The following is a 25,810-nucleotide window of genomic DNA, read 5'->3' as shown; positions in this document are numbered from 1 at the left end:
ACGCGCCTTGCGGGTCAGAAGCCGAAGCCGCCCGCGCCCTTCGCCTTCGCGCGCAGCCGCTTGCCCTTCTCCGTCGCCTGCTCGTTGAGCGACTGCTGGAACTCCCGCATCCGGGTGAGGAGTTCGGGGTCGTGGGCGGCGAGGATGCGGATGGCGAGCAGCCCGGCGTTGCGGGCGCCCGCGACCGAGACGGTGGCGACCGGGACGCCCGCGGGCATCTGGACGATGGACAGCAGCGAGTCCATGCCGTCGAGGTACTTCAGCGGCACGGGCACGCCGATGACCGGCAGCGGGGTGACGGAGGCGAGCATGCCGGGCAGGTGGGCGGCGCCGCCCGCGCCCGCGATGATGGTCTTCAGGCCGCGGCCGTCGGCCTGCTCGCCGTACGCGATCATCTCGTGCGGCATGCGGTGCGCGGAGACCACGTCGACCTCGTAGGGCACCTCGAACTCGTCGAGGATCTGCGCGGCGGCCTCCATGACCTCCCAGTCGGAGTCCGAGCCCATCACGACGCCGACCAGCGGGCTCCCGGCGGAAGCGGCGGGGTTACTCATCGATCGTTCCTCGCAGATAGTCGGCCGCGTGCCGGGCGCGCTCGCGCACGTCCGCCAGGTCGTCGCCGTAGGTGTTGACGTGGCCGACCTTACGGCCGGGCTTCACGTCCTTGCCGTACATGTGGATCTTCAGACCCGGGTCGCGGGCCATGCAGTGCAGGTAGGCCGCGTACATGTCGGGGAAGTCGCCGCCGAGCACGTTGGCCATGACCGTCCAGCGGGCGCGCGGGCGCGGGTCGCCGAGCGGCAGGTCGAGGACGGCGCGCAGGTGGTTGGCGAACTGCGAGGTGACGGCGCCGTCCATGGTCCAGTGGCCGCTGTTGTGCGGGCGCATCGCCAGCTCGTTCACCAGGATGGCGGAGCTGCCGTCGGCCGCGCGGGTCTCGAACAGCTCCACGGCGAGGTGGCCGACCACGCCCAGCTCGCGCGCGACGGTCAGCGCGAGCTGCTGGGCCCGCGCGGACAGGGCGTCGGACAGGCCGGGCGCGGGCGCGATCACGGTGTCGCACACCCCGTCGACCTGGACGGACTCCACGACCGGGTACGCGACGGCCTGGCCGTGCGGCGACCTGACGACATTGGCGGCCAGCTCCCGTACGAAGTCCACCTTCTCCTCGGCGAGCACCGGGACGCCCGCGCGGAAGGGCTCGGCGGCGTCGGCCTCGGAGCGGGCGATCCACACGCCCTTGCCGTCGTAGCCGCCGCGCACGGTCTTCAGGACCACGGGGTAGCCCCCGGCCTGCTCCTCGGCGAACCGGGTGACGTCGGCGGGGTCGGTGACGATGCGGTTGACCGGGCAGGGCACGCCGATCTCGGCGAGGCGGGCGCGCATGACGCCCTTGTCCTGGGCGTGCACCAGCGCGTCGGGCCCCGGGCGTACGACGACGCCGTCCGCCTCCAGGGCGCGCAGGTGCTCGGCCGGTACGTGCTCGTGGTCAAAGGTCAGCACGTCGCACCCCTGGGCGAAGGCCCGCAGGGTCGCGAGGTCCCGGTAGTCACCCACGGTCACGTCGGCGACCACCTGGGCCGCCGAGTCCTGAGGGGTGTCGCTGAGAATCCTGAACCTGACGCCGAGCGGGATGCCCGCCTCGTGGGTCATGCGGGCGAGCTGGCCGCCGCCGATCATGCCGACTACCGGGAATGTCACGTTTTTTCCTGCCGGAGGTGCGCGGGCTGGTACTCGTAGGGGGTGCCACCAGGGTATCCGCCACGCGGGGACACGAATGACCGGCTCCGATCGACGTAGCTCCGTACGGCACGGTTAACATGTGGTGGAGACAACACGGAGGCACGGGGCGACACGCAGGGGCACCGACCGTGCCCCCTCGGCACCCGGTTTCTCAGCGGATTCCACCCCGTTCCCACCCATGACGGCACCCGCCCCCCACCTTCCACAGACAGGGCCGAGCGATCACCATGAGCGGACTGCGAGAGCTGCGTTCCCGACTGCGGCTGTTGTACCGCGAGATCGCGAAGTTCGGGGTCGTCGGCGCCGCCGGTGTGCTGGTCAACATCGGGGTGTTCAACCTGGTGCGGCACAGCACCGAGCTCCAGACCGTACGGGCCAGCATCCTGGCGACCGTGGTGTCCATCGCCTTCAACTACGTGGGCTTCCGGTACTTCACCTACCGTGACCGCGACAAGGCGGGCCGCACGAAGGAGCTCAGCCTCTTTCTCTTCTTCAGCGCCATCGGCCTGGTGATCGAGAACGGCGTGCTCTACACGGCGGTGTACGGCTTCGGCTGGGACAGCTCGCTCCAGGCCAACATCTTCAAATTCGTCGGCATCGGCGTGGCCACGCTCTTCCGCTTCTGGTCCTACCGGACCTGGGTCTTCCGGGCGCTGCCCGCGCGCGAGGCCGTGGAGCAGGCCGAGGCGTTCCTGGCCGACGGCAAGGGGCCGAAGGCGTCCGGTGCGACCGCCAGCGCCGCTGTCAGGGCCCGGCAGGCCGCGGCGGCCAGGGAAGACGACCGCTTCAACTGAGCGGCTTCTCGTCCCGCTCGACCGGGCCGCTTCTCTTCCGGCCGCTTCTCTTCCGGCCGCCTCAGCTCACGGCGTCCTCAGCTCACGACGTCCGCGCGGGGCGGCGGTGACGGGATCTCGCGGGACAGGAAGAGCGCGAAGACCGGGGGCCGCTGCTGGAGCAGTTCCAGCCGTCCGCCGTCCGCCTCCGCCAGGTCGCGGGCGACCGCGAGGCCGAGCCCGGTGGAGTTGCGCCCGCTGACCGTCCGCTCGAAGACCCGCCCGCCGAGGTCCGGCGGCACGCCCTGCCCGTCGTCGGTGACCTCCACGACGGCCTGGTTGCCGGTGACGCGGGTGTGCAGGGTGACGGTGCCCGCGCCGTGCATCAGCGAGTTCTCGATCAGCGTGGCGAGCACCTGCGCGACCGCGCCGGGGGTGCCGACCGCGCGCAGCCCCCGGGTGCCGGAGCGCGCGATGGTCCGGTTCTCGTTCTGGTACGCGGGCCGCCACTCCTCGACCTGCTGCTTGATCACCTCGTCGAGGTCGAAGTCGACGGCGGAGCCGCTGCGCGGGTCGCGGGCGTTGGTCAGCAGCCGCTGCACGACATCGGTGAGCCGCTCGACCTGGCCGAGCGCGATCGTCGCCTCCTCCTTGACCGCCTCCTGGTCGTCGGCGGTCGCCACGATCTCCTCCAGCCGCATGGACAGCGCGGTCAGCGGCGTACGGAGTTGGTGGGAGGCGTCGGCCGCGAGCCGTCGTTCCGCGGTGAGCATCCGGCCGATCCGGTCGGCGCTGGCGTCCAGGACGTCGGCGATCCGGTCCAGTTCCGGGACGCCGTAGCGGCGGTGCCGGGGGCGCGGGTCGCCGGAGCCGAGCCGCTCGGCGGTCTCGGCGAGATCGGTGAGCGGGCTGACCAGCCGGCGGGCCTGGAGGACGGCCAGTATCACGGCGGCCAGCACCGCGAGCAGCGCGACCGCCAGGATCACCAGCAGGGTGCGGCCGATCTCCTGGCTGACCTTGGAGCGCGGCTCCTCGACCAGCACCTTCTCGCCGTGGCCGCCGGACTGCCGGGACGCCAGCACCCGCCCCTTGGGCTTGTCGCCGAGCGTCACCTCGGGGTGGCCGGGCACCTGCACCACCGCGTAACGGTCGGCGGCGATCTGCCGGTCCAGGCCCTTGGCGGTGATGCTCTCCCCCGCCAGGATGCGGTTCTCCACGATGCCGACCAGACGCACCGCCTCGGAGTCCACGCTCTCCTGGGCGCTGCTCTCGATCGTCCGGGTCTCCACGATGACCAGGGAGATCCCGAAGACGGCGATCACGACGAGCACCACGGCCAGCGTGGAGGAGATCAGACGGCGGCGCATGGAGCCAGCGTGTCAGTTCTTCTCGAACCGGAAGCCGACGCCGCGCACGGTGGAGATGTAGCGGGGGCTGGCCGCGTCGTCGCCGAGCTTCTTGCGCAGCCACGAGATGTGCATGTCCAGCGTCTTGGTCGAGGACCACCAGGTGGTGTCCCAGACCTCGCGCATGAGCTGCTCCCGCGTGACGACCCGGCCCGCGTCGCGTACGAGCACGCGCAGCAGGTCGAACTCCTTTGCGGTGAGCTGGAGCTCGTCGTCGCCCATCCACGCCCGGTGCGACTCGACGTCGATCCGGACGCCGTGGGTGGCGGGCTGGGTGGACTCGGTGGTGCCGCGGCGCAGCAGCGCCCGCACCCGGGCCAGCAGCTCCGCCAGGCGGAACGGCTTGGTGACGTAGTCGTCCGCGCCGGCGTCCAGGCCGACGACGGTGTCGACCTCGTCGGCCCGCGCGGTGAGGACCAGCACCGGGAAGGTGTGTCCCTCGGTACGGATCCTGCGGCACACATCGAGGCCGTCCATGCCGGGCAGGCCCAGGTCGAGCACCACCAGATCGACGGCGCCGAGCAGTGCCGTCTCCAGAGCGGTGGGTCCGTCCTCGCGCACCTCGACCTCGTAGCCCTCTCGGCGCAGTGCGCGCGCGAGCGGTTCCGAGATGGATGCGTCGTCCTCGGCGAGAAGTACGCGGGTCATGGGCTTGATGGTAGTCCGCACCGGGCGCCGGGGAGGCGGTGGTACGGAGAGCCGCCCCACGCCACCCGCCGCGCCCCCTGCGGCGGCCGGATTCCGGGGGCCGCAGGAGGGATTACGAGGAGGGGCGAAGACGGCAGAGGAACGCGCGAGCGGGACCACATCACATCGGAAAGGGCCGGCGCTCCCGGCCGGTGGGCCTCGCCCGCTGGTTTCAGCCCTTCGCGTTGTGCGATATTGGAACAATGGATGAGTGGACGTGGGCCGACGTAGGCGCGAGAGTCGCAGAGGCACGGTCCGTCCGTGGCTTCAGCCAGGAACAACTGGCGGAGACCACCGGCATGGACCGGTCCGCCATCGCAAAGATCGAAGTCGGCGGGAGAAAGCTGAACTCGCTTGAACTGGCGGCCATCGGTACCGCGCTGGACCGGCCCCTGTCATGGTTCGTCACTCCACCCGCGCCGGTCGTGGCCAGCAGGCGTGCCCAGCCGACGCAGCGGGACGACAGAGCAGGCGAGTACGAACTGGAGGACCGTCTGCGTGATCTGCGTACGCTGGTCGACGCCGCGGCCCTCGGGACGGCCAGCCGCGGTGAACCGGTCGATCCCTTCACCGCCGACGACGCCCCGGCCGTCCTCGCGGCCGCGAGCGATGCCCGGTCCCGGCTGGGAGCAGACCCCGGCAAGCCACTTTTGAACCTGGCCAACTGTGTGGAGCGGACAGGTCTTTACGCCTGGTCCGCCCCGATCGGGCCGCAGGGGGTCGATGGGTGCTACGCGGCCCTGGGCGACCTCGGAGTCGCCGTCATCAACAGCACCCTGGACGCGGGCCGACGACGCAGCACCCTGGCCCATGAATTCGGGCACCACATCCTCGCCGACGCCTACTCCGCCGACTGGGGCGTCGACACCAGCGACCACGAACGTGCCATCGACGCTTTCGCCGCAGCCCTCCTTTTCCCGCCTGGTGCCACCGACCGCTACCGGCAACTGCGCGAGGAGCACAGACTGCGTCCGGCCGTCATCGTCCTGGCAGCCGAGTACCGGGTGAGTTGGTCCGTGGCCCTGCGCCAACTGCGCGGCTACGAAGCGATCGACAGCGACGAGTACCGCAGCCTCGATCGAAGCTCACCCACGCGCGCCGACTACATGGAGGCGGGGATACAGGTCGTGGAAGAACTGCCCGAGGGCCATGTGCCCACCGGTGTCAGAGCGGCAGCCGTGCACGCCTACCGGACCTACAAGATCTCCGCCACCCGCTCCCTTGAGATCATCCGGGACAAGCAACTGCACAGGGAAGACCTCGGCCAGCCCCACCCGGTTCCGCTGGAGGCGCTGCGCGGGGAAGTCGGAGCCTTCCTGCCATGACGGACACGAGCCTGGTGTTCGACAGCTCGCCGCTGAACTATTTCGCCCGTTCCGGTCAACTGGAGGTGCTGGCGAAACTCGTCGAAGGCCGAACCTGCCTGCTGACCAACGCCGTCGCGCACGAGATCCGGCGCGGAGCCGCCCGCCACAGCCGTCTGCACCTGGTGGGAGCCCAGGTGTGGCTGACCGAATCCAACGACGACTCGCTGGAATTCCTCGCATCGTTCAGTGCGTTCCACAACCGTCTCGGTGGCGGCACGGGAGACACCAAGGACCTTGGTGAAGCAGCCACTCTCGCTTACGCCCAACTACACGGGTGCACCGCCGTCATCGACGACCGGGCCGGTCGGAACGTCGCGATCGCCCATGGGGTACCGGTTTCGACTACGCTCCAACTGATCTGCCACGGTCTGCGCGGCGGCCTCCTCACGGAGCACCAAGCCTGCGCGGTCGTCGACGCGTTACGGGACGCGGAGGCGTTTCTGCCGTGCGACGGCTCGGACTTCATCGAGTGGGCCAGAGCCGAAGGACTGCTTGATCCCACCTGACCGGGACGAAAACTCCAGCGGGCGCTCCCGCGGAACCTCGCTTGACGGGCAGTCACAACCGAATCGGCCGGATTGTTCGACGCCCTGTCCGCACAGTCGTGTTCCCAACTGTCCGAGCACCGCCTGCGACACACTCGCCGCTGAAGCCGTACTCGACGGCGCGCTCACACAGCCGCGCGTAGCGCCGGTCCGGTGTTCACGTCGGCCGACGCTACGTGATCCCGCGGGCCGCGACAACAGCCCGTCGCCCGGCTGATGTCGCGGCCCGTCCTGCGCGGGTCAGCGGCGGAGGAAGCGGCGCCAGGGGGTGAAGGTGAGGACGGCGGCGCCGAGGAGGAGGGCGGTGGCGGCGACGTAACCGAGGGCGCGGAGGGGGCCGTTGGCGTCGGAGCCGGTGGCGGCGAGGTCGCCGCCCGTGGTGGAGCCGGTCGTGCTCGAACCGCCGGTCGTGGAGCCGGTGGTGCCGCCGGTGGTCGTGGAGCCGGTCGTGCCGCCGCCGGGGGCGGCGGCGGTGTCGAGGGTGAGGGAGACCGGGGCGGCCTTCGTGGGCGTGCAGGTGGCGACGGCGGTGCCGCCGTCGGTGAGTTTGATGACGAGAGTGCCGGGGCTCAGCCCGACCTTGCCGGTTTTGCCGGGCACGAAGCGGCCCTTGATGTCGTCGATGGTGATGGGCGCGTTCTGGGCGAAGGCGGTGCTGTTCGGGGAGCCGGTGAGCGTGAGGGAGCCGGTCTGGGCACCGCTGAGCAGCACGGTCATACTCGGTGTGATCATGCCCTTGCTGATCGGACTCGGGCTGTCCATCACGCTGTTGCCGAACTTCACGGTGAGGTCGTAGCCGGAGGACGCCTTCGCCGCGTCGATCTCGACCTTCGAGGTGGCCGACTTGTCACCGATCAGCGTCTTGCAGGCGTACGGCACGTCCACGGACGTCCCCTTGAACGAGGTGCCGCCCGTCCCGCCGCCTGTCCCACCGGACGTGCTACCGGACGTGCCCCCGGTGGTCGTACCGCCCGAGGTTGTCGTGCCGCCCGTCGTCGTACCGCCGGAAGTCGCGTCCCCCTCCGTCACCTTGATCGTGGTGGCGACCGGCACGGCGGCCGTGGGGGTGCAGACGGTGTCGGTGGAGATCGGGTAGCTGACGTTGATGGTGTAGGCGCCCGGGGAGAGGGTGATGTCACCGGCCTTGGTGAGCTTGAGGGTGCCGGTCATGTCGGAGAGCTTCATTTCGCTGTTCTTGGGGATGGCCGGATTCCGGCGCGGTCCCTGGACGTCGAGGGTGCCGGTCTGGGTGCCGCCGAGGGTGACCTTGCCGGACGGCTGCACCTTGTCGGCGGGCAGGTCGATGATGTCGGGGTTCTTGGAGGCGGCCTGGACGGTCTTCCAGGTGACGGTGACCGTGTCGCCGACCTTGGCGGTGGCGGGCGCGGTGATGTCGGCCTTGGTGGTGCCGTCGATGGGGCCGAGTCCTGACGCGGCCGGGGGCACGCACCTGGTCGCGAAGTCGGATTCCGCGGCGTGCGCGGCCCCCGCGGTCATCAGCACCGATCCGCCGCCGAGCAGCAGGGCGGCCACGGCCGCGGACGCGCTTCGTCGTATGGTCACGGGCTTCCTTTCGAAGGGGGGCTCGGGGCGGGGCTCTCGTCGGAGCCGGGCCCGGACCCGGAGCCGGAGCCGGACCCGGGCCCGGAGCCGGAGTCGGAAGAGCGCGGCGGCACGGAGCCGCGCAGGGCGGGCAGGGCGCCGTGGGTGAACCAGGGCAGCGGGCCCGCGTCCGGCGCGTACGAGGGCGGCGGGGGCGCGGAGGCGGGTGGCGGCGGTCCGGGCGGCGCGTGGCGTCCGCGCGGGACGGCGGCCTTCAGCGGCAGGTGGGCCAGTACGGTCGCCGGGTGCCACGCGGGCCGCCCGCCGGGCACGGCGGCTCCCGCGCCGGGCCTGAGCCGGTCGACCGCCAGCATCCCGAGCCGGAAGACGGCGGCCGGGACGACCAGGAAGAGCAGGATCCAGAAGAGGGTGACGCCCCACGGCCGCCCGACCGACCACGCCTCGGTGACCAGCACCTTTCCGCCGTAGCGCAGTTGTACGGTGTACGCGCCGTGCGCGCCGGAGCCCAGCTCCACCGGGAAGCCGATCCGCTGTTTCCCGCCGGGCGCGACCGTGCCGTGCCACTGCTGGCGGTCCCACTGGGGTGCGTAGACGCCGTGCGAGGCGCCGACGTCGAAGGCCGGGTCCTTGACAGCGCCCGAGCCCAGATTGCCGACGGTGAACACGAGCGTGCGGTGCGCGGGCGCGCCGAACCAGGTGAGCAGTCCGCCGCCGCCGCGCAGCCGCGCGGTCAGTACGGCGAGCCTGCCGGTGCCGGTCCGCGCGGGCAGCGGCGCGGTGGGGTGTCCTGTGACGGTGAACGGCGCGTCCACGGTGAGCTGTTCACCGGTCACGGTGGACACGTGGATGACGCAGGGGCACGGCTTCGGCGGCGCCACGACCGGCAGCCGGCGGCTGAACTTCCCCGCCGCGTCGGTGGTGACGGCCCGGCCGGAGGCGTTGGCGCAGGAGTTGGTGCCGCCGATCGCGTCCTGGCCGCAGAGCAGGATGGCCAGCAGGGTGCCGGGTTTCCAGCCCGCGCCGACCACGGTGACGTCGCCGCCGGGGCGGGCCGCGCCGGGGTGCGCCACGACGGTCGGCGCGGCGGCGGGCACGCGGAGTACGGCGGAGTCGGCGGGCGCGCCGAGCGCTGCCGGTGCCGCGACGGCCGAACCGGCCGTCAGGACAAGGGCGGTGACGAAGGCGAGGACCGGCCGCCGGAGCCGTGCCCGCCGCCCGAGGCCCAACCGCCGTCCCAGGAGCCCGCTTCGCGTCGCCCGCACGTCAACTCCCGCCCCTCGGCGCGCCGATGACGGCGGTGCCGGGCCCGGAGTCCGCACCCGTATCCGCACGCGGACCGGGGCCCGTGTACGTATCCGAAGCGTCCGGCACCGCGTCCGGCCCGGCGCCAGATGCCGCCTCAGCGGCTTCCGCCGCCGGGTGCCGCGACCGCCGGCGGCGTACGTACCAGGCGGCCGACACCGCGAGTCCGGCCAGGACGAGCGCCACCGCGAGCCAGGGTGCGACGAGGTACGAGGCGGTGCCGCGCTCGTCGACGCCGCCGGTCGCGGTGCTGACGGTCAGCCGGACCGAGACGCGGTCGAAGGCCGGGGCGCCCGCCCACTTCTCGGTGAGGCTGACCTGCTGTCCCGGCAGGAGTTCGAGGGGCAGGTCGCGGGCCGGGCGGTTGAGCAGGGTGCGGCCGAACAGGCCGGTGGCCTTGACGGCCAGGCGCGGCGAGAGGGTGACATTGCCGCGGTTGACCAGCGTGTAGTGGATGGTGGCGGCCGTGCTGCCGGTGCCGGGCAGCAGCGGGTCGCCGTGGCTGACGGTGAGGTGTTCGACGGAGAGCGCGGCCAGGCTCGGCCCGCCGACCCGCAGGTAGACGCGCGCGCCGACCGCCCGGCGCACGCCGACCGCGACCTTGCCCGAGCCCTCGTCGGTCCGGGTGTCCAGGGCGACGATCGCGCCGGGGTGGTCGCCGGGCGAGGCGTTGGCCGGGACGGCGAGGGTGAACGGGATGTCGGCGCGGGTGCGCGGCGGCACGGTCAGCGTGGTCTTGGCGAGCCGGATCCAGGTGCCGACGTCGCGGTTGGTCTCGTCGGGGCCCCGGACGGCGAAGCCGCCGTCGCGCGGGGTGTTGTACGCGTCGGCGCCGTAGAGCCTGAAGGTCATCGGCGCGGTGGAGAGGTTGGAGACCGACACCTTGTCCTTGACGGTGGTGCCGGGGTCGGCCTGGAGGGTGAAGAACTGCCGTTCCTGGCCGGTGGCACTGGGGTCGGCGGCGCCCGCGGCGGGGGCGGGGAAGACCGACCAGCGCCCGTTGTCGGCGGCGCCGGCCGGTCCCGCCGCCGGACCGAGGAGAGCGGCGAGGCCGACCGCCACGACGGCCCCGGTCGCGGTGAGCGCGCGCAGGCCCGTGGCCGCCGCGGACCGTGCCCGCGCCCGCGCCCGTCCGCGAGGAAGTACGCCCGGAGGTGTGCCCGCAGGTGTGCCCGCAGGTGTCCCGGCAGGTGTCCCCGCAGGTGTGCCCGCGGGCACGTCCGGAAGCGGCGGACGGGGCCGCACGCGTATCCGCGTACGCGTCCGCGCGTCGGCCCCGACCCGGGCGGCGCGCGGGCGGGACCGGGACGGCGGCGGTGACCACGACCGTGCTCGCGACCACGACATCCTCGTCAACTCCCTCGGTCGGCAGCAGTATCTGACTGTGCGTCAGGTCAGGGTCAGGGTCAAGACTCCCGAGTAGGTTCCGGCGGGGCTAAACCGCGGAATGTCGAGTGAGAGACCGGCGTCGACGGTGAACTCGCCGCCGGTCGCGGTGGCGTCGGGCGCGGAGGCCAGGGTGGCTCCCGTACTGCCGACGGAACCGGCGCTGCCCGCCACGCAGTTGCTCGGGCTGCCCGTAGCGGTCGCGCAGGCGGGTGTCCAGCCGAGCTTGTCCGCGCCGATCCGCGACCCGTCCGGGCCGGTGAAGTCGCTGACCTTGCCGGTGAGCGACCAGCCGGTGGAGCCGCCGCGGAAGTCCGTGACGGTGACGGTCCTGAGCGCGCCGCTGGACGTGCCGCCCGTGCCGAAGTCGACGGGCGTCATGGTGACCGTGTCACCGGCCTGCGTCATCGACAGCGTGCCCGGGACGACCGACGCCGTGACCTTCTGCGCGCCGGGCGGTACGGGAGTGTTGTCATTGACGGTGTACGCGGCGGGTCCGGCGGCGGTCGCGGGGTCGTACGCGCCGCCCTCGTACGCCACGATCCCGGTGGTCGCGGGGTCGTTGACGGTGAGCGACGCCGTGAAGCCGCCGTAGGAGTCGGCGGTGGCCGTCGTACGGTCGGCCGTCTCGTCGGCGCCGGAGCGGCCCGCGATGGTGACGGTGGCGCCCTCGGTGAAGTGGCTGCCGGTCACCCTCACCGCCGCACCCCGGTCGCCGGACGCCGAACTCAGCGCGATGGCACGGTTGTTGGTCGGCACCGAGCCGCTCGCCGTGACCGTCTCGGAGACCGGCGCGGGCGGATTCGTCACGGTGCAGACGGTGTCCAGCTCCAGGATGTAGCTGGTGTGGATGGTGTAGTCGCCGGGCGACAGCGTGACCGTGCCCGCCGCGGTGGCGGTGAAGCTGCCGTGCATGACCAGCGCGGGGAAGGCGCCCTTGCCGGGGATCGGCGGGTTGCTCTTGGGGCCGTCCACCGTGACGGCGCCGGTCTGCGCGCCGCCGAGCACCACGACGGCGTGCGGTGTGACCACGTCGGCGGGCAGGGCGATGTCGGTCGGGTTGCTCGCCGCGGCCCGGCTGAGCGTGTAGGTGACGTGGACGGTGTCGCCGACCTTCGGCGTCGCGTCGTCCACGGTGACCGTGGCGGTGGACGTGCCGTCGATGGGCGGCAGCCCGGCGACGGCCGGCGGGACGCAGTGCGTGGCGAAGTCGACCGGGGTGTTGGCGTGCGCCGAGGCGGCGAGCACCGTCCCGCCGCCGACGACGAGCGCCGCCGTACCGACGACCGCCACGAGCCGGCGCGCGACGGTGGCTGGTCTTCGTGGACCTCGGCGGCCCGGCGCCCTGCGCGAATGAGCGTTCATATCGTCCCCTTGATCCGTGTTCGTGACGCGGCGTCCCATTTCCCGCGCCGACGGTGGCCATTGAGGCCGGGCGGTCAAGAGAAGTCAATGGAGAGCGCCGACCGTATGTGACGATCCGTCAGGTCGTCAGACGCCTCGCCGGGTGCGGCGGGTCAGCCAGAGCGCGCCACCGGCCCCGAACAGCAGCACCGTGCCGCCGAGGGTGCCAAGGGCGACCACGCCGTCGTCGGAGCCGGTCTGCGCGAGGTTGCCGCTCGAACCTCCGCTCGTACCGCCGGAACCCGACGAGCCGCCGGAGCCCGTCGTACCGCCGGACGCGCTCGATCCGCCAGAACCGCTCGACCCGCCGGAACCGCTCGATCCGCCCGCCGCCTTGACGGTGAGGGTGAGCGACACCCCCGGCTTGGGATCGGCCGTGCAGGTCGTCGTCGTGCCCAGCGCCAGGATGGTCAGCACGCCGGGCGTGAAGGTGACCTTGCCGCTCGCCTTCGGGGTGTACGTGCCCGACAGATCGGTGATCTTGATCGGCGTGTTGGCCGGGATCGGGGCCGGGTTGGACGGTCCCGTCACCGTCAGCGAACCGCTGTCCGCGCCGCCGAGCAGGATCGTCGCGTGCGGGTTCATCGCCCCCTTGCCCAGCTCGATCGGACTGGACGAGACCCCCTTCTGGAAGGTCATCTTCAGGCGGTACGACGAACCGCTGGGCGTGGCCGCGATGTCGATCGGCGAGACCGCGCTCTTGTCGCCGATCGGCGTCTTGCAGTGGTAGTTGACGTTCACCGTGGTCGCCTGCGCGGCTGGGGCGCCGGTCATGACGACCGCCCCCGCCGCTATCCCGGCCACCACGAAACCCGCCCTGGTCCTGCTCATCGGCCCATCTCCCTCCGCCGCCACCCGCACCGGCAGATCTGACGGCACATCAGATTTGGCGTGAGGGTACGCCGGTGAGGTCGGAGAGGGAAGAGAGGCGTCGCACCGACGGAAACCGGGCGCGCGAAGGCGGACCCGCAGGCGCGCGAAGGCGCGCGTGGGCGTACGGGAGCAGGCGAGCGCGCGCGTACGGAAGCACGCGTGCGCGGACGGGAACGCGTCAGGGCGGGCGCGTACCGGTGCGGGCGTACGGAAAGGTCGCCCTGACCGGGAGGGGTCCGGTCGTGGCCGCCGGGCGGCGGCCGTCGCGGTTACGCCGGTGCGGCCAGTTCCGCCCAGACCGTCTTGCCCGGCCGGTCGGCCTCGCGGATCACGCCCCAGTCGAGGCAGAGCCGCTGCACGATGAACATGCCGTGGCCGCCGGGGCGGCCCGCGCGGTGCGGGGTACGGGGCGACGGCTCGCCCGGGCCGCTGTCGACGACTTCGAGGCGCAGCGACTTGGGGTTGCGGCGCAGCCGCAGCTCGTCGGGGCCGCCCGCGTGCAGGCAGGCGTTGGTGACCAACTCGGAGACGACCAGCAGCACGTCCTCGGCGGCGGCTCTGCGGTCCGCGCTCGCGGCGGGCAGCCAGCCCCAGTCGCGCAGTGCCTGCCGGGTGAAGTCACGGGCGCGCGGCACAATGCCGCTCTCGCCCGACAGCGCCAGCTTCCGCACCGGTTCGTCGGGACCGGCCCGCTCGGGCGCCGACACGTCGGACTCACCCTCGCCCGAATCCGAGCCGCGGTCGTCCGCAGCGTAAGGCCGGGTGGTGCTCATCAGCGCCTCACCTCACGGATGTCCAACAGGTGTCCGTCGGTCTTCTTCCCGGTCGATCTCCGGGAACACGTCTGGGAGCCCACCAAACATCGTCCCGCAGGAAATCGCCACTCACGTCCCATGGCCCCCGTACGCACCCCGCTACTCCTGAAGCGCCTGGTCCAGCGTGGCGTGCACGGTGAAAACCGTGTCCGCCCCGGTGATCTCGAAAACGCGGGCGACCGTCGGCTGCATGGCGGCCAGATGGACGGCCCCCCCGGCGGCGTCCGCCCGCAGTCGCGCGCTCAGCAACACGTTCAGCCCCGTGGAGTCGCAGAACTCCAGGCCCGAGCAGTCGATCACCAGCCGGGTGGTGCCCGCGTCGAGAGCCGCGTCGAGCGGCTCGCTCAGCAGGTCAGCGGTGTGGTGGTCCAACTCGCCCGTGGGGGCGAAGACCGCGGATCGGCCGTGGTGTCCCACCTCGACACGCAGCCTTCCCAGGTCGGCCGTGCCGACCACATCGCGGTCCATGTGCGCTCCTCTGTGCGTCCGTGTTGACACGCCCCCCGACCCTACGCTTTTCGCAGATGGCGCGGTAGTCGGAGGTCGCGGGCCCGGCAGGAACGGTCCAGCGGACCGTACCTCACCCGTTCGAGGGAATTTGCGACCGGCCGGGGAATCGGGGTAGGGGTGGAGATACGGCACCGCTCCATCCATCGCCGCGAGTGGTCGCGAAAGGTCTCAAGAGAGGGAGGAGCACATGACACCCCGGCTGAGCCTGGATCATGCGCACGAGCAGCTCAAGGGCCTTGAGGGACTTCCCGAGATCCCGCCGTACGACCGTATAGGACCGGTCGACGCCCGCGCTCTGTCGAAGACGCTCTTCGCCCGCCTCCAGTCGCTGGAGGAGGGCACCACCGAGTACTCGTATGTCCGCAACACCCTGGTCGAACTCAATCTGGCGCTGGTGAAATTCGCCGCCTCGCGCTTCCGCACCCGCAGCGAGCCGATGGAGGACATCGTCCAGGTCGGCACGATCGGCCTGATCAAGGCGATCGACCGGTTCGAGCTGAGCCGCGGTGTGGAGTTCCCCACGTTCGCGATGCCGACGATCATCGGTGAGATCAAACGTTTCTTCCGTGACACGAGCTGGTCGGTGCGGGTGCCGCGGCGGCTCCAGGAGCTGCGGCTCGACCTCGCCAAGGCGGGCGACGAGCTGGCACAGCAACTGGACCGCTCCCCGACCGTGCGGGAGCTGGCCGAACGCCTCGGCCTGCCCGAGCACGAGATCGTCGAGGGCATGGCGGCGAGCAACGCGTACACCGCCAGTTCGCTGGACGCCCAGCCCGCGGAGGACGACCCGGAGGGCGCGCTGGCCGACCGGATCGGCTACGAGGACCACGACCTCGAGGGCATCGAGTACGTCGAGTCCCTCAAGCCGCTGATCGCCGGGCTCACACCGCGCGACCGCACCATCTTGTCGCTGCGCTTCGTCGCCAATCTCACGCAGTCCGAGATCGGCGAGGAGCTGGGCATCTCGCAGATGCACGTGTCACGGCTGCTGTCGCGCACGCTGGCGCGGCTGCGCCGCGGACTGATGGTCGAGGACTAGGGCCTGTCCGGCGGATCACGAACGGCCCCTTCGCCCCCTGGCACGCCCGCCCGCCGCACAGACCCTAAGCAGCCTCCCCCGGGCGCTCAGGCGCGCTCCTCGGCGCTTCAGAGGCGCTTCCCGGCCTGCCACACCGCCGCCGTCAGGGGGACTCCCGGGCGGTAGGCGAGGTGGACGTGGCTGGGGGCGTCCAGCAGGTGCAGATCGGCGCGGGCGCCCGGCGCGACCGTGCCGACGTCCGTGCGGCGCAGCGCCCGGGCGCCGCCGAGGGTGGCGGCCAGGACGGCCTCGTCGGGCGTCATGCCCATGTCGCGGACCGCGAGGGCCACGCAGAAGGCCATGGAGCTGGTGAAGGACGAGCCCGGGTTGCAGTCCGTGGACAGCGCCACCGTCGCGCCCGCGTCCAGCAGCCGCCGGGCGTCCGGGTAGACGGCCCGGGTGGAGAATTCGGCGCCGGGCAGCAGCGTCGCGACCGTACGCGGCGCGCTGGCGAGCGCGTCCACGTCGGCGTCCGTCAGATGCGTGCAGTGGTCGGCCGAGGCCGCGTCCAGCTCGACGGCGAGGCGCACGCCGGGGCCGTACGAGAGCTGGTTGGCGTGCACGCGCGGGACCAGTCCGCGGGCCGCGCCCGCGGTGAGGACCGCGCGGGCCTGGTCGCCGTCGAAGGCGCCCTCCTCGCAGAAGACGTCGATCCAGCGGGCGTGCGGCGCGCAGGCGTCCAGCATCTCGCCGGTCACCAGGGCGACGTACGCCGCCGGGTCGGCGGCGAACTCCGGGGCGACGACATGGGCGCCCAGGTACGTCACCTCGTCGGTGTGACCGGCCGCGATCCGCAGCGCGCGGGCCTCGTCGTGCGTGGTCAGGCCGTAGCCGGACTTGGTCTCCTGCGTCGTGGTGCCCTGCCGCAGCGCCTCCGCGAGGTAGCGGGCGACGCTCGCCGACAGTTCGTCGTCGGTGGCCGCGCGGGTGGCCGCGACCGTGGTGCGGATGCCGCCCGCGGAGTAGGGGCGGCCCGACATCCGGGCGTGGAATTCGGCGGTCCTGTCGCCCGCGAAGACCAGGTGCGCGTGGGAGTCCACGAAGCCGGGGAGCAGCGCCCGGCCCCCGGCGTCGTGGTGACTGTCAGTGGCGGGTGCTTTGCTGTGGGTACCGGTCCAGACGACGCGGTCGCCCTCGATGACGACGGCGGCGTCCTGGATCAGGCCGAGGGGGTTTTCCGGGGTGCGGAGGGAGGGATCGTTGGTGACCAGACTGCCGATGTTGGTGATGGCCGTGCTGTGCGCCGGGCCGCTCGGGGCGCTGGTCGCCGGGCTGCTGGTCGCCGGGCTGCTGGTCATCGCGCGGGGGTTCTCCTTCGGACGCGGGCACGGGGGCGGGGTGCCGGGGCTCGGGGACGGGCTCGGGCTCGGTGGGCGCCCCGCGAGGGGGTTCGGATTCGGGCTCGGGTTCCGGCTCGGACTCAGCGGGTGGCCGCGATGGCCGCTGCCAGGGCGGCGGGCACGTCCTCGACGAGCTGATGCCGCCCGTCACGGACGATCTGCCGGCCGCCGACCACGGTGGACGTCACATCCGCGCCCGTGGCCGCGAATACGGCGGTCTCCGCGCCCAGCCGGGGCAGGGGTCCGGCGGTGCGGACGGAGTCCAGCGCGATCGTGGTGAAGTCCGCGGCGCAGCCCGGTTCCAGGCGGCCCGCGTCGGGTCGGCCGAGGCTCGCGTGACCGTCCTCGGTGGCGGCGCGCAGCAGTTGGGCCGCGGTCCAGTGGCCGCGGGCGCGGGTGCGCAGCCGTTCGTTCAGCTCCATGGCGCGCGCCTCCTCGAACAGGTCGATGACGGCGTGGCTGTCGCTGCCCAGGCTCAGCGGGCTGCCCGCCGCCTTGAGCCGGGGCGCCGGGCCGATGCCGTCGGCCAGGTCGCGTTCCGTCGTGGGGCACATGCAGACGGTGCTGCCCGCGCGCCCGATCAGGCCGATGTCCTCACCGGTGAGGTGCGTGGCGTGCACGGCGGTGGCGGTCGGCTTCCAGAAGCCGGAGTCCGCGAGCAGCCGGGCCGGGGTGCGGCCGTGCACCGCGACGCACGCCTCGTTCTCCGCGGGCTGCTCGGACAGGTGGATGTGCGTCGGCACGCCGTCGGTCCAGCGGGCGAAGGCCGTGTAGCCGTCGCTCGCGGAGAAGGCCCGCACCGAGTGCAGCGCGGCGCCGATCGTCGCGTGGCCGCCGCCCTTGAGCTGCGACCAGCGCTCGTACCAGCGGTCGGCGGTGCCGTCGCCGAAGCGGGTCTGCGGTCCGGCCAGCGGCGCGTAGCCGTTCCGGTTCAGGCCGCCGTGCAGGTAGACGGTGTCGAGCAGCGTGATCCGGATCCCGGCCGCGCCCGCGGCGGCGATCAGGGCCTCGCCCATGGCGTTGGGATTGTCGTACGGGGTGCCGCCCGGCTGGTGGTGCAGGTAGTGGAATTCGCCGACCGCGGTGATCCCGGCCAGCGCCATCTCGGCGTAGACGGCGCGCGCGAGGTCGAAGTACGTGTCGGGGGTGAGCTTCTGCGCGACGCCGTACATGAACTCGCGCCAGGTCCAGAAGGTCCCGGAGCCGACTTGCACGGTGCCGCGCAGGGCCCGGTGGAAGGCGTGGCTGTGGGCGTTGGCCAGGCCGGGCAGGGTCAGGCCGCGCAGGACGGTCGCCCCGGCGGGCGGCGCGTCCACGCCTGTGCTGACCTCGGTGATGCGTTCGTCCGCGACCGTGAGCGCGACGCCCGGCTCGACATGGGTGCCGAGCCAGGCGTGCTCCAGCCAGTACGTCACCTGCACGCGAGACCTTCCAGTACGTCGGCGAGTGCGGTCACACCGGCGACGCAGTCGTCCTCGGCCGCCGATTCGGCCGGGGAGTGCGAGACGCCGGTGGGGTTGCGTACGAACAGCATGGCGGTTGGGACGGTCGCGGACAGGATGCCCGCGTCGTGTCCCGCGCCGGTCGGAAGGACCGGTACGGGCGCGGCGCCGCCGAGCAGCGCGGTGAGGCGGTCGCGCAGGTCGTGGGCGAATTCCACCACCGGGGTGAAGGACTCGCGGACGACCCGCACGTCCACGCCGTCGCGGGCGCCGCGCTCGGTCGCGGCCTGCTCGATGGCGGTGACGACCTCGGCGAGGGTGGCCTCGTCCGCGGCGCGCGAGTCGAGCCAGCCCCGAACGAGTGAGGCGATGGCGTTGACGCCGTTGGGTTCCACGCTGACCTTGCCGAAGGTCGCGAGGGCGCCCGCGAGGCGGGCCTTCTTGCGGGCGGCCAGCACCGTGTTGGCGTAGGTCAGCATCGGGTCGCGGCGGTCCTCCAGGCGGGTGGTGCCCGCGTGGTTGGCCTCGCCGGTGAAGTCGAACCGCCAGCGGCCGTGCGGCCAGATCGCCGAGGCGACGCCGACCGCGTCGCCCGACAGGTCCAGGGCCCGGCCCTGTTCGATGTGGAGTTCCACGAAGGCGCCGATCCGGCCGAGGCGTTCGGGGTCGGGGCCGATCGCCTCCGGGTCCTGGCCCGCCGCCTCCATCGCCCGGGCGAGGCTCACGCCGTCCGCGTCGCGCAGTTCCCTGGCGCGCTCCGGGGTCAACTGGCCCGCGCTCAGCCGGGAACCGGCGCAGGCGACGCCGAAGCGGGCGCCTTCCTCGTCGGTGAAGTTGACCAGGGCCAGGGGGCGGGTGGGGGTCGCGCCGCGGGCGCGGAGTTCGTCGAGGGCGGCGAAGGAGGAGATGACGCCGAGCGGGCCGTCGAAGGGGCCGCCGTCGGGGACGGAGTCCAGGTGGGAGCCGGTGACGACGGCGTCGCCCGCCGTCGGGTCGCCCTGCCAGGCCCACTGGTTGCCGTTGCGGTCGACCTCGTAGGTCAGGGCGCGGGACTCCGCTTGGGCGCGGAACCAGGCGCGGCAGTCGGTGTCCGCCGGGGTCCAGGCGTAGCGGCGGTAGCCGCCGGTTCCGGTGTCCCGGCCGACCGGGAGGAGGTCGCGCCACATCGCGTGGAAGGACGCGCCCGCGGCGGGCTGTTTCGCCCCTGAGCCGTTCTCCCCTGGCCCGTTCCCCCCTGGCCCGCCCCTTCCCGGAACGGGGGGCTCGGCCCCTGGACCCCGCTCCTCGAACGCCGGAGGGGGTGAATTGTGCGGGGGCGCGAAGTCATTCACCGGAGGTGCCCTCCCGCATCGGGACGCGCACGCCGCGCTCGGCGGCCACCTCGTCGGCGTGGTCGTAGCCCGCGTCGACGTGGCGGATGACGCCCATGCCGGGGTCGTTGGTGAGGACGCGGCGGATCTTCTCGGCGGCGAGGGGGGTGCCGTCGGCGACGGTGACCTGGCCGGCGTGGATGCTGCGGCCGATGCCGACGCCGCCGCCGTGGTGGATGGAGACCCAGGAGGCGCCGGAGGCGACGTTGACCATGGCGTTGAGCAGCGGCCAGTCGGCGATGGCGTCGGAGCCGTCGAGCATGGCCTCGGTCTCGCGGTACGGGGAGGCGACGGAACCGGCGTCGAGGTGGTCGCGGCCGATGACGACGGGGGCGGCGAGGGTGCCGTCGGCGACCATCTCGTTGAAGCGCTCGCCCGCGCGGTCGCGTTCGCCGTAGCCGAGCCAGCAGATGCGGGCGGGCAGGCCCTGGAACTGGACGCGTTCGCCCGCGAGGCGAATCCAGCGGGCCAGCGACTCGTTCTCGGGGAAGAGTTCGAGGATGGCCTTGTCGGTCTTGTGGATGTCGGACGCCTCGCCGGACAGCGCGGCCCAGCGGAAGGGGCCCTTGCCCTCGCAGAACAGCGGCCTGATGTAGGCGGGGACGAAGCCGGGGAAGGCGAAGGCCCGCTCGTACCCGGCGAGTTGGGCCTCGCCGCGGATGGAGTTGCCGTAGTCGAAGACCTCGGCGCCCGCGTCCTGGAAGCCGACCATGGCCTCGACGTGCGTGGCCATGGACTCGCGGGCCCGCTGGGTGAATTCGGCGGGCTTCTCGGCCGCGTAGTCGGCCATGTCGGAGAAGTCGATGCCGAGCGGGAGGTACGCGAGCGGGTCGTGGGCGGAGGTCTGGTCGGTGACGATGTCGACGGGGGCGCCCATGGCGAGCAGTTGGGGCACCAGTTCGGCGGCGTTGCCGAGGACGCCGATGGACAGCGGGCGGCGGGCGTCGCGGGCCTCGGTGGCCAGCCGCAGCGCGTGCTCCAGCGAGTCGGCCTTCACGTCGAGGTAGCGGTGCTCGATACGGCGCTCGATGGCGCGCGGGTCGACGTCGATACAGAGCACGACGCCGCCGTTCATGGTGACGGCCAGCGGCTGGGCGCCGCCCATCCCGCCGAGTCCGGCGGTGAGGGTGATGGTCCCGGCGAGCGAGCCGCCGAAGCGCTTGGCGGCGACGGCGGCGAAGGTCTCATAGGTGCCCTGGAGGATGCCCTGGGTGCCGATGTAGATCCACGAGCCGGCGGTCATCTGGCCGTACATGGTCAGGCCCAGGGCTTCGAGGCGGCGGAATTCCTCCCAGTTCGCCCAGTCGCCGACGAGGTTGGAGTTGGCGATGAGGACGCGCGGCGCCCACTCGTGGGTCTGCATGACGCCGACCGGGCGGCCGGACTGGACGAGCATCGTCTCGTCCTGCTTGAGGCCGCGCAGGGTGCGGACCATGGCGTCGAAGGAGTTCCAGTCGCGGGCGGCCTTGCCGGTGCCGCCGTAGACGACGAGTTTGTCGGGGTGCTCGGCGACCTCCGGGTCGAGGTTGTTCTGCAACATGCGCAACGCGGCTTCCTGCTGCCAGCCCAGCGCGCTCAGTTCCGTACCGCGCGGTGCGCGTACCGGCCTCGGTCCCGTCATCGGTGCGGCCTCCTCGTCGTCGGCGCACCCGGTGTGGGTGCATCCATTCACATCCTGACTAGCTGAATAGCTCTAGTCAACAAGGTGCGGTCGCGCGGCCCCGGTGAGATCGGCGCGACCACTCCTTGAGCCGGGTTGGCGGGCGCGGGCGGGGAGGTGGTGGGATGGATGTCATGACGGATGAACTGGGAATACGGCGAGGGCACGCGCTGCGTGCCGCGGTGGAGCAGGGACTGGTCGGCGAGGCGGAGCCGGTCGTCGGCCTGCTGGACGTCACCGGCATCGAACGCTCGGCGACGGCGCTGCACGCCGCCTTCGCGACGCCGGGCGTGGCCGTCACCCACACCTTCGCCGTCAAGGCCGCCTCCCTCGTCCCGGTGCTCGCGCTGCTCGGCGAGTGCGGGCTCGGCGCGGAGGTCGCCAGCCCCGGCGAGCTGGCGCTGGCGCGCGCCGCGGGCATCCCGGCCGACCGGACCGTACTGGACTCCCCCGCCAAGACCGTGGCGGAGCTGCGCGAGGCGCTGGAGCTGGGCATCGCCGTCAACGCGGACAATCCGCAGGAGCTGGCCAGAATCGACGCGCTGCGCCTGGCCGGGGCGGAGTCGGCCTCCCCCGTCGGGCTGCGGGTCAACCCGCAGGTGGGCGGCGGCACGATCGGCGCGATGAGCACCGCGACGGCCACCTCGAAGTTCGGCGTGGCGCTGCGCGACCCGGGCGCGGAGGAGTGGGTGCTGCGCGCGTACGCCGAGCGCCCCTGGCTCAACCGGCTGCACACCCACACCGGTTCGCAGGGTGTGCCGCTCGAACTGATGGCGGCGGGCGTGCGGGCGGCGTACGAGCTGGCCGAGCGGATCAACGCGGCGGCCGGGCGGCAGCAGGTCAGCGTGCTCGACATCGGCGGCGGCCTGCCGGTGAACTTCCGCTCCGACGACGTCGCGCCGTCCTTCGCGGACTACGCGCGCGTGCTGCGCGCCGAGGTGCCCGGCCTCTTCGACGGGCGCTACGGCATCGTCACCGAGTTCGGGCGCTCGCTGCTGGCCAAGAACGGCACGGTGCTGGCGCGGGTGGAGTACGCCAAGTCCGCGGGCGGGCGGCCGATCGCGGTGACGCACGCGGGCGCGCAGGTGGCCACCCGTACCGTCTTCGTCCCCGAGGCGTGGCCGATACGGGTGCTGGCGCTGGACGGGAAGGGCCGCGAGAAGGACGGCGAGCCGGTCGTGCAGGACGTGGCGGGGCCGTGCTGCTTCGCGGGCGACCTGGTCGCGCAGGGCCGGGCGCTGCCGCTGCTGGACGCGGGTGATTTTGTCGCGCTGCTCGACACCGGCGCGTACTACTTCTCGAACCACTTCGCGTACAACTCGCTGCCCCGGCCCGCCGTCCACGGCTACACCGCGGACAGCACGGGCTCGGTCACCTTCGCCCGGGTCAGGACCGCCCAGACCCTGGACGACCTGGTCGCGGAGAGCGGCGGCGCCCTGCCGCCCCTGCGCCGGGGCTGACGGCGACGACCGGGCTGCCCCTCGCTTAGCGCGGGGGCAGCAGCCCGGTGCCGGGGCCGACCGCCGTCACACGGGTCAGCACCGCCCGGCGGCAGCCACCGGGCGGTCGCCTTCGCCCAGGTCAGGACCGCCCGGTGCCGGGCCGACCGCCGTCACACGGCGGTCACCATCCCTCGGGTCAGGACCGCCCGGCGGCGGCCACCCGGCGGTCGCCTTCCCTCGGCTCAGGACCGTCCGGCGCGCGGACGGGCCGGGCGCGCGGAGCGGCGGCGCGGCGCAGGGGCCGCGACGGGGTTGGCGGCGGTCACCGGGCCGCGGCGGCGACCGCCGCCGGGGGCCGCGTCGCCCGCGGCGATCCCGGTGAGCTGGTAGGCGGCGCCGTCGCCGTCCGGGCGGACCCACAGCAGGGCGTCCTGGGAGCGCTCGATCCGGGCGATCCTGCGGGACTTGGCCCACAGCCCGGCGCCGATGCCGCCGAGCAGCATGCCGCCCGCGCAGGGGAGCGCGAGCGACGAGGCCGCGGCCACCACGAAGGCGGCGAGCAGCCACCACCTGCGGCGGCGCAGCCAGGCGCGGGCGGTGACCCTGCGGTCCTGGAGGAAGACGCTCTTCGCCGCCTTGGTCGCGGCGCTCGCCCGCTCGGCGTACCGGCCGCCGCGTACCGCGTAGGCGGTCACCGCGGCGACGATGAACGCCACCGCGCCCGCCATGACGCCGATCCGGCGTCCTGTCGGGCTGAAGGTCACCGCCGTGCCCGGCACGGCCGCGATCACCCCCGCCCACCACAGCCAGCACGCCGCCGCGTGCACCGTCACTGCCACCCGTGCCAATGTGTAGGCCCCGCGCACCACGTCGCGCCTCCTCCTTCGCTGCCGTCCTTCGCCACGGCATCACCCAGCAAGTGGTGGGGAGGGTACTCAGTGTTTCTCAGATTTTCGTTAAGAAGTGCGGCTTCCGGCCCGGAATCATGCGGATTCGCCGCGGGCGGGGCGGCGCCGGACCCATGAGACCGGCACCGGCCCATGAGACCGGCACCGGGCCCTGAGAACGGCACCAGGCCATCAGAACGGCGCCCGAGGCGCTACTCGGTGAAGACGCCCCGCGCCGCCGCCCGGGCGTCGAATTCCTCCAGGCGCGCCTGGGCGTCGGGGAGGGCGTCGCACATGGACTCCAGGAGGACGCGGCCGAGGAGCATGGGGGCGCAGGCGGTGTCGAAGGCGAGGCCGGTGCCGACGGCGGCGGGGAGGAGGAGGTCGGTGTGGGCGGCGACGGGGGCGAAGGCGCTGTCGGCGACGGTGACGACGGTCAGGCCGGCCGCGCGGGCGTGGGCGAGGGCGTCGACGACCTCGCGGGGGTGGCGGGGCAGCGCGAAGCACAGGAGGGCGGTGGCTCCGGCGCGCACGGCCGCGTCGAGCCGGTCGGCGAGCATCGTGCCGCCCTCGTCGAGGAGCCGCACGTCGGGGTGGACCTTGGCGGCGAAGTACGCGAAGCCGCGGGCCTGGGCGCCGGCCGCGCGCAGGCCGAGGACCGGGAGCGGCCGGGACGCGGCGAGTACGGCGCCCGCGCGGGTGGCGGGCCCGGTGTCGCCGAGCAGTTCCGCGAGGTGCCGCAGATTCTCGATCTCGGCGTGCACGGCCTGCTGGTACTCGTTGTACGCGGCCGTCTCCGGCTCCGCGGGCGCGGGCGCGACCTCGCGCAGGTGGCGGCGGAGCGCCGGGTAGCCGTCGAAGCCGAGGGCGACGGCGAAACGGGTGACCGACGGCTGGCTGACGCCCGCCAGTTCCGCCACCTCCACGCTGGACAGGTACGGCGCCTGCGCGGCCTTACGCACCAGGCAGTGCGCGATCCGCCGCTGGGTGGGCGTGAGGCGGTGCGCCTCGAAGAGTTTCAGCAGCCGGGCCGAGGCGCCGCCCGCCGCGTCCCGCGCCGCCGCATCGCCGCCCGTCACCACGTCGCTCCCCGTCACCGCACCGGCCCTTCGCCGTCCCCGACCTTCGCCGCCCAGCCCATCGTGACCCCGTCCACCGGCTCTTATTCACTGGGACAAGACTCTGCATGACGATATGCAGTCCGGGCAAGGCTACGGTGCCTGGGCGCCCGGCAGGTCGCGGTTCTCCTCGACCCGCAGGGGGCGCTCCTCGGTTCGGTGCGGGCGCTCTTCGGCCCGGAGGGGGTGCTCCTCGACCCGGCGGGAGTGCTCCTCGGCGACGGAGCTGCGGATCACGCGCGAGGCCGACAGCGCGTGGCGGCGGTGGACGACGGCCAGGACGATCGCGGTGGCGATGGCGATCAGGTGCTCGCGGCCCGCCAGATTCGGCTTGATGACGGATTCCATGACCATGGAGCCGCCGGTGAAGAAGAAGACGATGGGCGCGCGCTGCGTGATCGACAGATACGTGAAGAGCCCGACGACGGCGGCCGACGGCCCGGTGTCGAGGATCGCCCCGGCGTCGGGCGGCAGCCCGAGCCCCCACCAGCCGGTGCCCATCGCGATCATGGCGCGCGCCATGAGGGTGCCGACCAGCGTCGTGGTGTACGCGATCACCAGCGTCCTGGCCCGCCCGAGTACCAGCTCGGCGAGCGCGAAGGCGAGGAAGAGCTGCGTCATGCCCGCCCACACGGGCAGGTCGAGCGCGGGGACGTACAGCGAGACCGGTGTCCGCAACAGGGCCAGCGGCAGCGGCAGATCGGCGTAGACACCGCCGACCACGCGCACCACGGTCGCGCCCGCCCTGCTCTGCGCTATCCCGTGGAAGAAGATCACCCCGAGCCCGGCGAGGAACGCCAGGGACAGTCCGGGCAGCCCGCGGCGCAGCAGCTCACGCACCGGCGCGACGACGATCCCCTGCCACTCGCCGCGCACGGTCCGCCAGATCAGCCGCAGGGCTCCCCGCAGCGCCGTCCCCACCCGCTCCGCGGCGCCCCGACTCCCCGCGCGGACCTTGCCCGGCACCCGACACCGCCCCCTCTCCCGCTCCCAAACTCCGCCCACAAGCGTATAGACGCGTCTATCCGCCGGACATCCGCCCCATGCGGACCATGACGTAGGACGCCGTCAGGGTTTGCGAGGTTTACCCACCCGCGTC

General features: G+C 72.9%; 23 protein-coding genes. 5 read left to right on the top strand and 18 right to left on the bottom strand.

Features of this window, described 5'->3' with window-relative positions; translation table 11 throughout:
• Nucleotides 1–14: 14 nt before the first annotated feature.
• Nucleotides 15–554 (bottom strand): 5-(carboxyamino)imidazole ribonucleotide mutase, encoded by a 540-nt coding sequence (purE, locus tag ACIQCJ_RS06010; RefSeq protein WP_355347013.1) that lies wholly within the window; start codon nt 552–554, stop codon nt 15–17.
• Nucleotides 547–1,680 (bottom strand): 5-(carboxyamino)imidazole ribonucleotide synthase, encoded by a 1,134-nt coding sequence (locus ACIQCJ_RS06005; protein WP_391051693.1) that lies wholly within the window; start codon nt 1,678–1,680, stop codon nt 547–549. The genes purE and ACIQCJ_RS06005 overlap by 8 nt, the downstream gene beginning before the upstream one ends.
• 290 nt (nt 1,681–1,970) lie before the next feature.
• Here ACIQCJ_RS06005 and ACIQCJ_RS06000 point away from each other — a divergent pair, with 290 nt between their 5' ends.
• Nucleotides 1,971–2,537, top strand: coding sequence for a GtrA family protein (locus ACIQCJ_RS06000; RefSeq protein ID WP_355347007.1), 567 nt, complete (start codon nt 1,971–1,973; stop codon nt 2,535–2,537).
• Nucleotides 2,538–2,614: 77 nt separating this feature from the next.
• Here ACIQCJ_RS06000 and ACIQCJ_RS05995 read toward each other — a convergent pair whose 3' ends face one another.
• Complete coding sequence (locus tag ACIQCJ_RS05995; protein WP_391051534.1) at nt 2,615–3,883, bottom strand: ATP-binding protein; 1,269 nt, start codon at nt 3,881–3,883, stop codon at nt 2,615–2,617.
• Nucleotides 3,884–3,895: 12 nt separating this feature from the next.
• Nucleotides 3,896–4,570, bottom strand: coding sequence for a response regulator transcription factor (locus ACIQCJ_RS05990; RefSeq protein WP_188285980.1), 675 nt, complete (start codon nt 4,568–4,570; stop codon nt 3,896–3,898).
• Nucleotides 4,571–4,812: 242 nt separating this feature from the next.
• Between ACIQCJ_RS05990 and ACIQCJ_RS05985 the strand changes: the two genes are divergently transcribed.
• Together ACIQCJ_RS05985 and ACIQCJ_RS05980 are read left to right on the top strand one after the other, a co-directional pair.
• Entirely contained in the window at nt 4,813–5,934 is a 1,122-nt protein-coding gene (locus tag ACIQCJ_RS05985; RefSeq protein WP_402710810.1) for a helix-turn-helix domain-containing protein, read from the top strand.
• Complete coding sequence (locus ACIQCJ_RS05980; RefSeq protein ID WP_402710809.1) at nt 5,931–6,482, top strand: hypothetical protein; 552 nt, start codon at nt 5,931–5,933, stop codon at nt 6,480–6,482. Before ACIQCJ_RS05985 ends, ACIQCJ_RS05980 begins: the two co-directional genes overlap by 4 nt.
• 279 nt (nt 6,483–6,761) lie before the next feature.
• Here ACIQCJ_RS05980 and ACIQCJ_RS05975 read toward each other — a convergent pair whose 3' ends face one another.
• The 7 genes from ACIQCJ_RS05975 to ACIQCJ_RS05945 form a co-directional block, all read right to left on the bottom strand.
• Complete coding sequence (locus ACIQCJ_RS05975) at nt 6,762–8,084, bottom strand: hypothetical protein (RefSeq protein ID WP_402710808.1); 1,323 nt, start codon at nt 8,082–8,084, stop codon at nt 6,762–6,764.
• On the bottom strand, nt 8,081–9,346 hold the full coding sequence (locus ACIQCJ_RS05970) for a hypothetical protein (protein WP_402710807.1): 1,266 nt from the start codon (nt 9,344–9,346) through the stop codon (nt 8,081–8,083). Before ACIQCJ_RS05970 ends, ACIQCJ_RS05975 begins: the two co-directional genes overlap by 4 nt.
• A 1-nt stretch (nt 9,347) precedes the next feature.
• Nucleotides 9,348–10,448 (bottom strand): WxL protein peptidoglycan domain-containing protein, encoded by a 1,101-nt coding sequence (locus ACIQCJ_RS05965; protein WP_402710806.1) that lies wholly within the window; start codon nt 10,446–10,448, stop codon nt 9,348–9,350.
• A gap of 327 nt (nt 10,449–10,775) precedes the next feature.
• Nucleotides 10,776–12,137, bottom strand: coding sequence for a beta-xylosidase (locus ACIQCJ_RS05960; protein ID WP_402710805.1), 1,362 nt, complete (start codon nt 12,135–12,137; stop codon nt 10,776–10,778).
• Nucleotides 12,138–12,263: 126 nt separating this feature from the next.
• On the bottom strand, nt 12,264–13,007 hold the full coding sequence (locus tag ACIQCJ_RS05955) for a peptidase (protein ID WP_402710804.1): 744 nt from the start codon (nt 13,005–13,007) through the stop codon (nt 12,264–12,266).
• A 311-nt stretch (nt 13,008–13,318) separates the two neighbouring features.
• Nucleotides 13,319–13,822, bottom strand: a complete 504-nt coding sequence (locus ACIQCJ_RS05950; protein ID WP_355346989.1) for an ATP-binding protein — start codon at nt 13,820–13,822, stop codon at nt 13,319–13,321.
• Between the two features lie 141 nt (nt 13,823–13,963).
• Nucleotides 13,964–14,332 carry an STAS domain-containing protein gene (locus ACIQCJ_RS05945; RefSeq protein ID WP_355346986.1) on the bottom strand — a complete coding sequence of 123 codons (369 nt, stop codon included), beginning with the start codon at nt 14,330–14,332 and terminating at the stop codon, nt 13,964–13,966.
• A 229-nt stretch (nt 14,333–14,561) separates the two neighbouring features.
• Between ACIQCJ_RS05945 and ACIQCJ_RS05940 the strand changes: the two genes are divergently transcribed.
• Nucleotides 14,562–15,413 carry an RNA polymerase sigma factor SigF gene (locus ACIQCJ_RS05940; protein WP_355346983.1) on the top strand — a complete coding sequence of 284 codons (852 nt, stop codon included), beginning with the start codon at nt 14,562–14,564 and terminating at the stop codon, nt 15,411–15,413.
• A gap of 107 nt (nt 15,414–15,520) precedes the next feature.
• Here the strand turns inward: ACIQCJ_RS05940 and hutI are convergent, their stop codons facing one another.
• The 4 genes from hutI to hutU form a co-directional block, all read right to left on the bottom strand.
• Nucleotides 15,521–16,750, bottom strand: a complete 1,230-nt coding sequence (gene hutI, locus ACIQCJ_RS05935) for an imidazolonepropionase (RefSeq protein WP_402710803.1) — start codon at nt 16,748–16,750, stop codon at nt 15,521–15,523.
• A gap of 122 nt (nt 16,751–16,872) precedes the next feature.
• On the bottom strand, nt 16,873–18,213 hold the full coding sequence (locus ACIQCJ_RS05930; RefSeq protein ID WP_355346977.1) for a formimidoylglutamate deiminase: 1,341 nt from the start codon (nt 18,211–18,213) through the stop codon (nt 16,873–16,875).
• Nucleotides 18,204–19,400, bottom strand: a complete 1,197-nt coding sequence (locus ACIQCJ_RS05925) for an allantoate amidohydrolase (RefSeq protein WP_401310207.1) — start codon at nt 19,398–19,400, stop codon at nt 18,204–18,206. Before ACIQCJ_RS05925 ends, ACIQCJ_RS05930 begins: the two co-directional genes overlap by 10 nt.
• A gap of 157 nt (nt 19,401–19,557) precedes the next feature.
• Nucleotides 19,558–21,225: a urocanate hydratase gene (gene hutU, locus ACIQCJ_RS05920; RefSeq protein ID WP_402710802.1), complete on the bottom strand. Its 1,668-nt coding sequence runs from the start codon at nt 21,223–21,225 to the stop codon at nt 19,558–19,560.
• Between the two features lie 173 nt (nt 21,226–21,398).
• Between hutU and ACIQCJ_RS05915 the strand changes: the two genes are divergently transcribed.
• Nucleotides 21,399–22,724 carry a diaminopimelate decarboxylase gene (locus ACIQCJ_RS05915; protein WP_391051568.1) on the top strand — a complete coding sequence of 442 codons (1,326 nt, stop codon included), beginning with the start codon at nt 21,399–21,401 and terminating at the stop codon, nt 22,722–22,724.
• Between the two features lie 224 nt (nt 22,725–22,948).
• Here ACIQCJ_RS05915 and ACIQCJ_RS05910 read toward each other — a convergent pair whose 3' ends face one another.
• The 3 genes from ACIQCJ_RS05910 to ACIQCJ_RS05900 form a co-directional block, all read right to left on the bottom strand.
• Nucleotides 22,949–23,545, bottom strand: coding sequence for a hypothetical protein (locus tag ACIQCJ_RS05910; RefSeq protein WP_402710801.1), 597 nt, complete (start codon nt 23,543–23,545; stop codon nt 22,949–22,951).
• 260 nt (nt 23,546–23,805) lie between these two features.
• On the bottom strand, nt 23,806–24,675 hold the full coding sequence (locus tag ACIQCJ_RS05905; RefSeq protein WP_391051695.1) for a MurR/RpiR family transcriptional regulator: 870 nt from the start codon (nt 24,673–24,675) through the stop codon (nt 23,806–23,808).
• Between the two features lie 129 nt (nt 24,676–24,804).
• On the bottom strand, nt 24,805–25,677 hold the full coding sequence (locus ACIQCJ_RS05900) for a hypothetical protein (protein WP_402710800.1): 873 nt from the start codon (nt 25,675–25,677) through the stop codon (nt 24,805–24,807).
• Nucleotides 25,678–25,810 lie beyond the last annotated feature (133 nt).

Origin of the sequence: Streptomyces sp. NPDC093221 (assembly GCF_044753885.1) — a bacterium.
GTDB lineage: Bacteria > Actinomycetota > Actinomycetes > Streptomycetales > Streptomycetaceae > Actinacidiphila.
The sequence above is the reverse complement of the archived record's forward strand: the minus strand, read 5'-3'. Positions and strand labels throughout refer to the sequence as shown.

Bases quoted from the DNA above. Each gene is read 5' to 3' on its own strand.
- purE (WP_355347013.1), bottom strand. From the start codon at position 554: ATGAGTAACCCCGCCGCTTCCGCCGGGAGCCCGCTGGTCGGCGTCGTG.
- ACIQCJ_RS06005 (WP_391051693.1), bottom strand. From the start codon at position 1,680: ATGATCGGCGGCGGCCAGCTCGCCCGCATGACCCACGAGGCGGGCATC.
- ACIQCJ_RS06000 (WP_355347007.1), top strand. From the start codon at position 1,971: ATGAGCGGACTGCGAGAGCTGCGTTCCCGACTGCGGCTGTTGTACCGC.
- ACIQCJ_RS05995 (WP_391051534.1), bottom strand. From the start codon at position 3,883: ATGCGCCGCCGTCTGATCTCCTCCACGCTGGCCGTGGTGCTCGTCGTG.
- ACIQCJ_RS05990 (WP_188285980.1), bottom strand. From the start codon at position 4,570: ATGACCCGCGTACTTCTCGCCGAGGACGACGCATCCATCTCGGAACCG.
- ACIQCJ_RS05985 (WP_402710810.1), top strand. From the start codon at position 4,813: ATGGATGAGTGGACGTGGGCCGACGTAGGCGCGAGAGTCGCAGAGGCA.
- ACIQCJ_RS05980 (WP_402710809.1), top strand. From the start codon at position 5,931: ATGACGGACACGAGCCTGGTGTTCGACAGCTCGCCGCTGAACTATTTC.
- ACIQCJ_RS05960 (WP_402710805.1), bottom strand. From the start codon at position 12,137: ATGAACGCTCATTCGCGCAGGGCGCCGGGCCGCCGAGGTCCACGAAGA.
- ACIQCJ_RS05955 (WP_402710804.1), bottom strand. From the start codon at position 13,007: ATGAGCAGGACCAGGGCGGGTTTCGTGGTGGCCGGGATAGCGGCGGGG.
- ACIQCJ_RS05950 (WP_355346989.1), bottom strand. From the start codon at position 13,822: ATGAGCACCACCCGGCCTTACGCTGCGGACGACCGCGGCTCGGATTCG.
- ACIQCJ_RS05945 (WP_355346986.1), bottom strand. From the start codon at position 14,332: ATGGACCGCGATGTGGTCGGCACGGCCGACCTGGGAAGGCTGCGTGTC.
- ACIQCJ_RS05940 (WP_355346983.1), top strand. From the start codon at position 14,562: ATGACACCCCGGCTGAGCCTGGATCATGCGCACGAGCAGCTCAAGGGC.
- hutI (WP_402710803.1), bottom strand. From the start codon at position 16,750: ATGACCAGCAGCCCGGCGACCAGCAGCCCGGCGACCAGCGCCCCGAGC.
- ACIQCJ_RS05925 (WP_401310207.1), bottom strand. From the start codon at position 19,400: ATGTGGCGCGACCTCCTCCCGGTCGGCCGGGACACCGGAACCGGCGGC.
- hutU (WP_402710802.1), bottom strand. From the start codon at position 21,225: ATGACGGGACCGAGGCCGGTACGCGCACCGCGCGGTACGGAACTGAGC.
- ACIQCJ_RS05915 (WP_391051568.1), top strand. From the start codon at position 21,399: ATGACGGATGAACTGGGAATACGGCGAGGGCACGCGCTGCGTGCCGCG.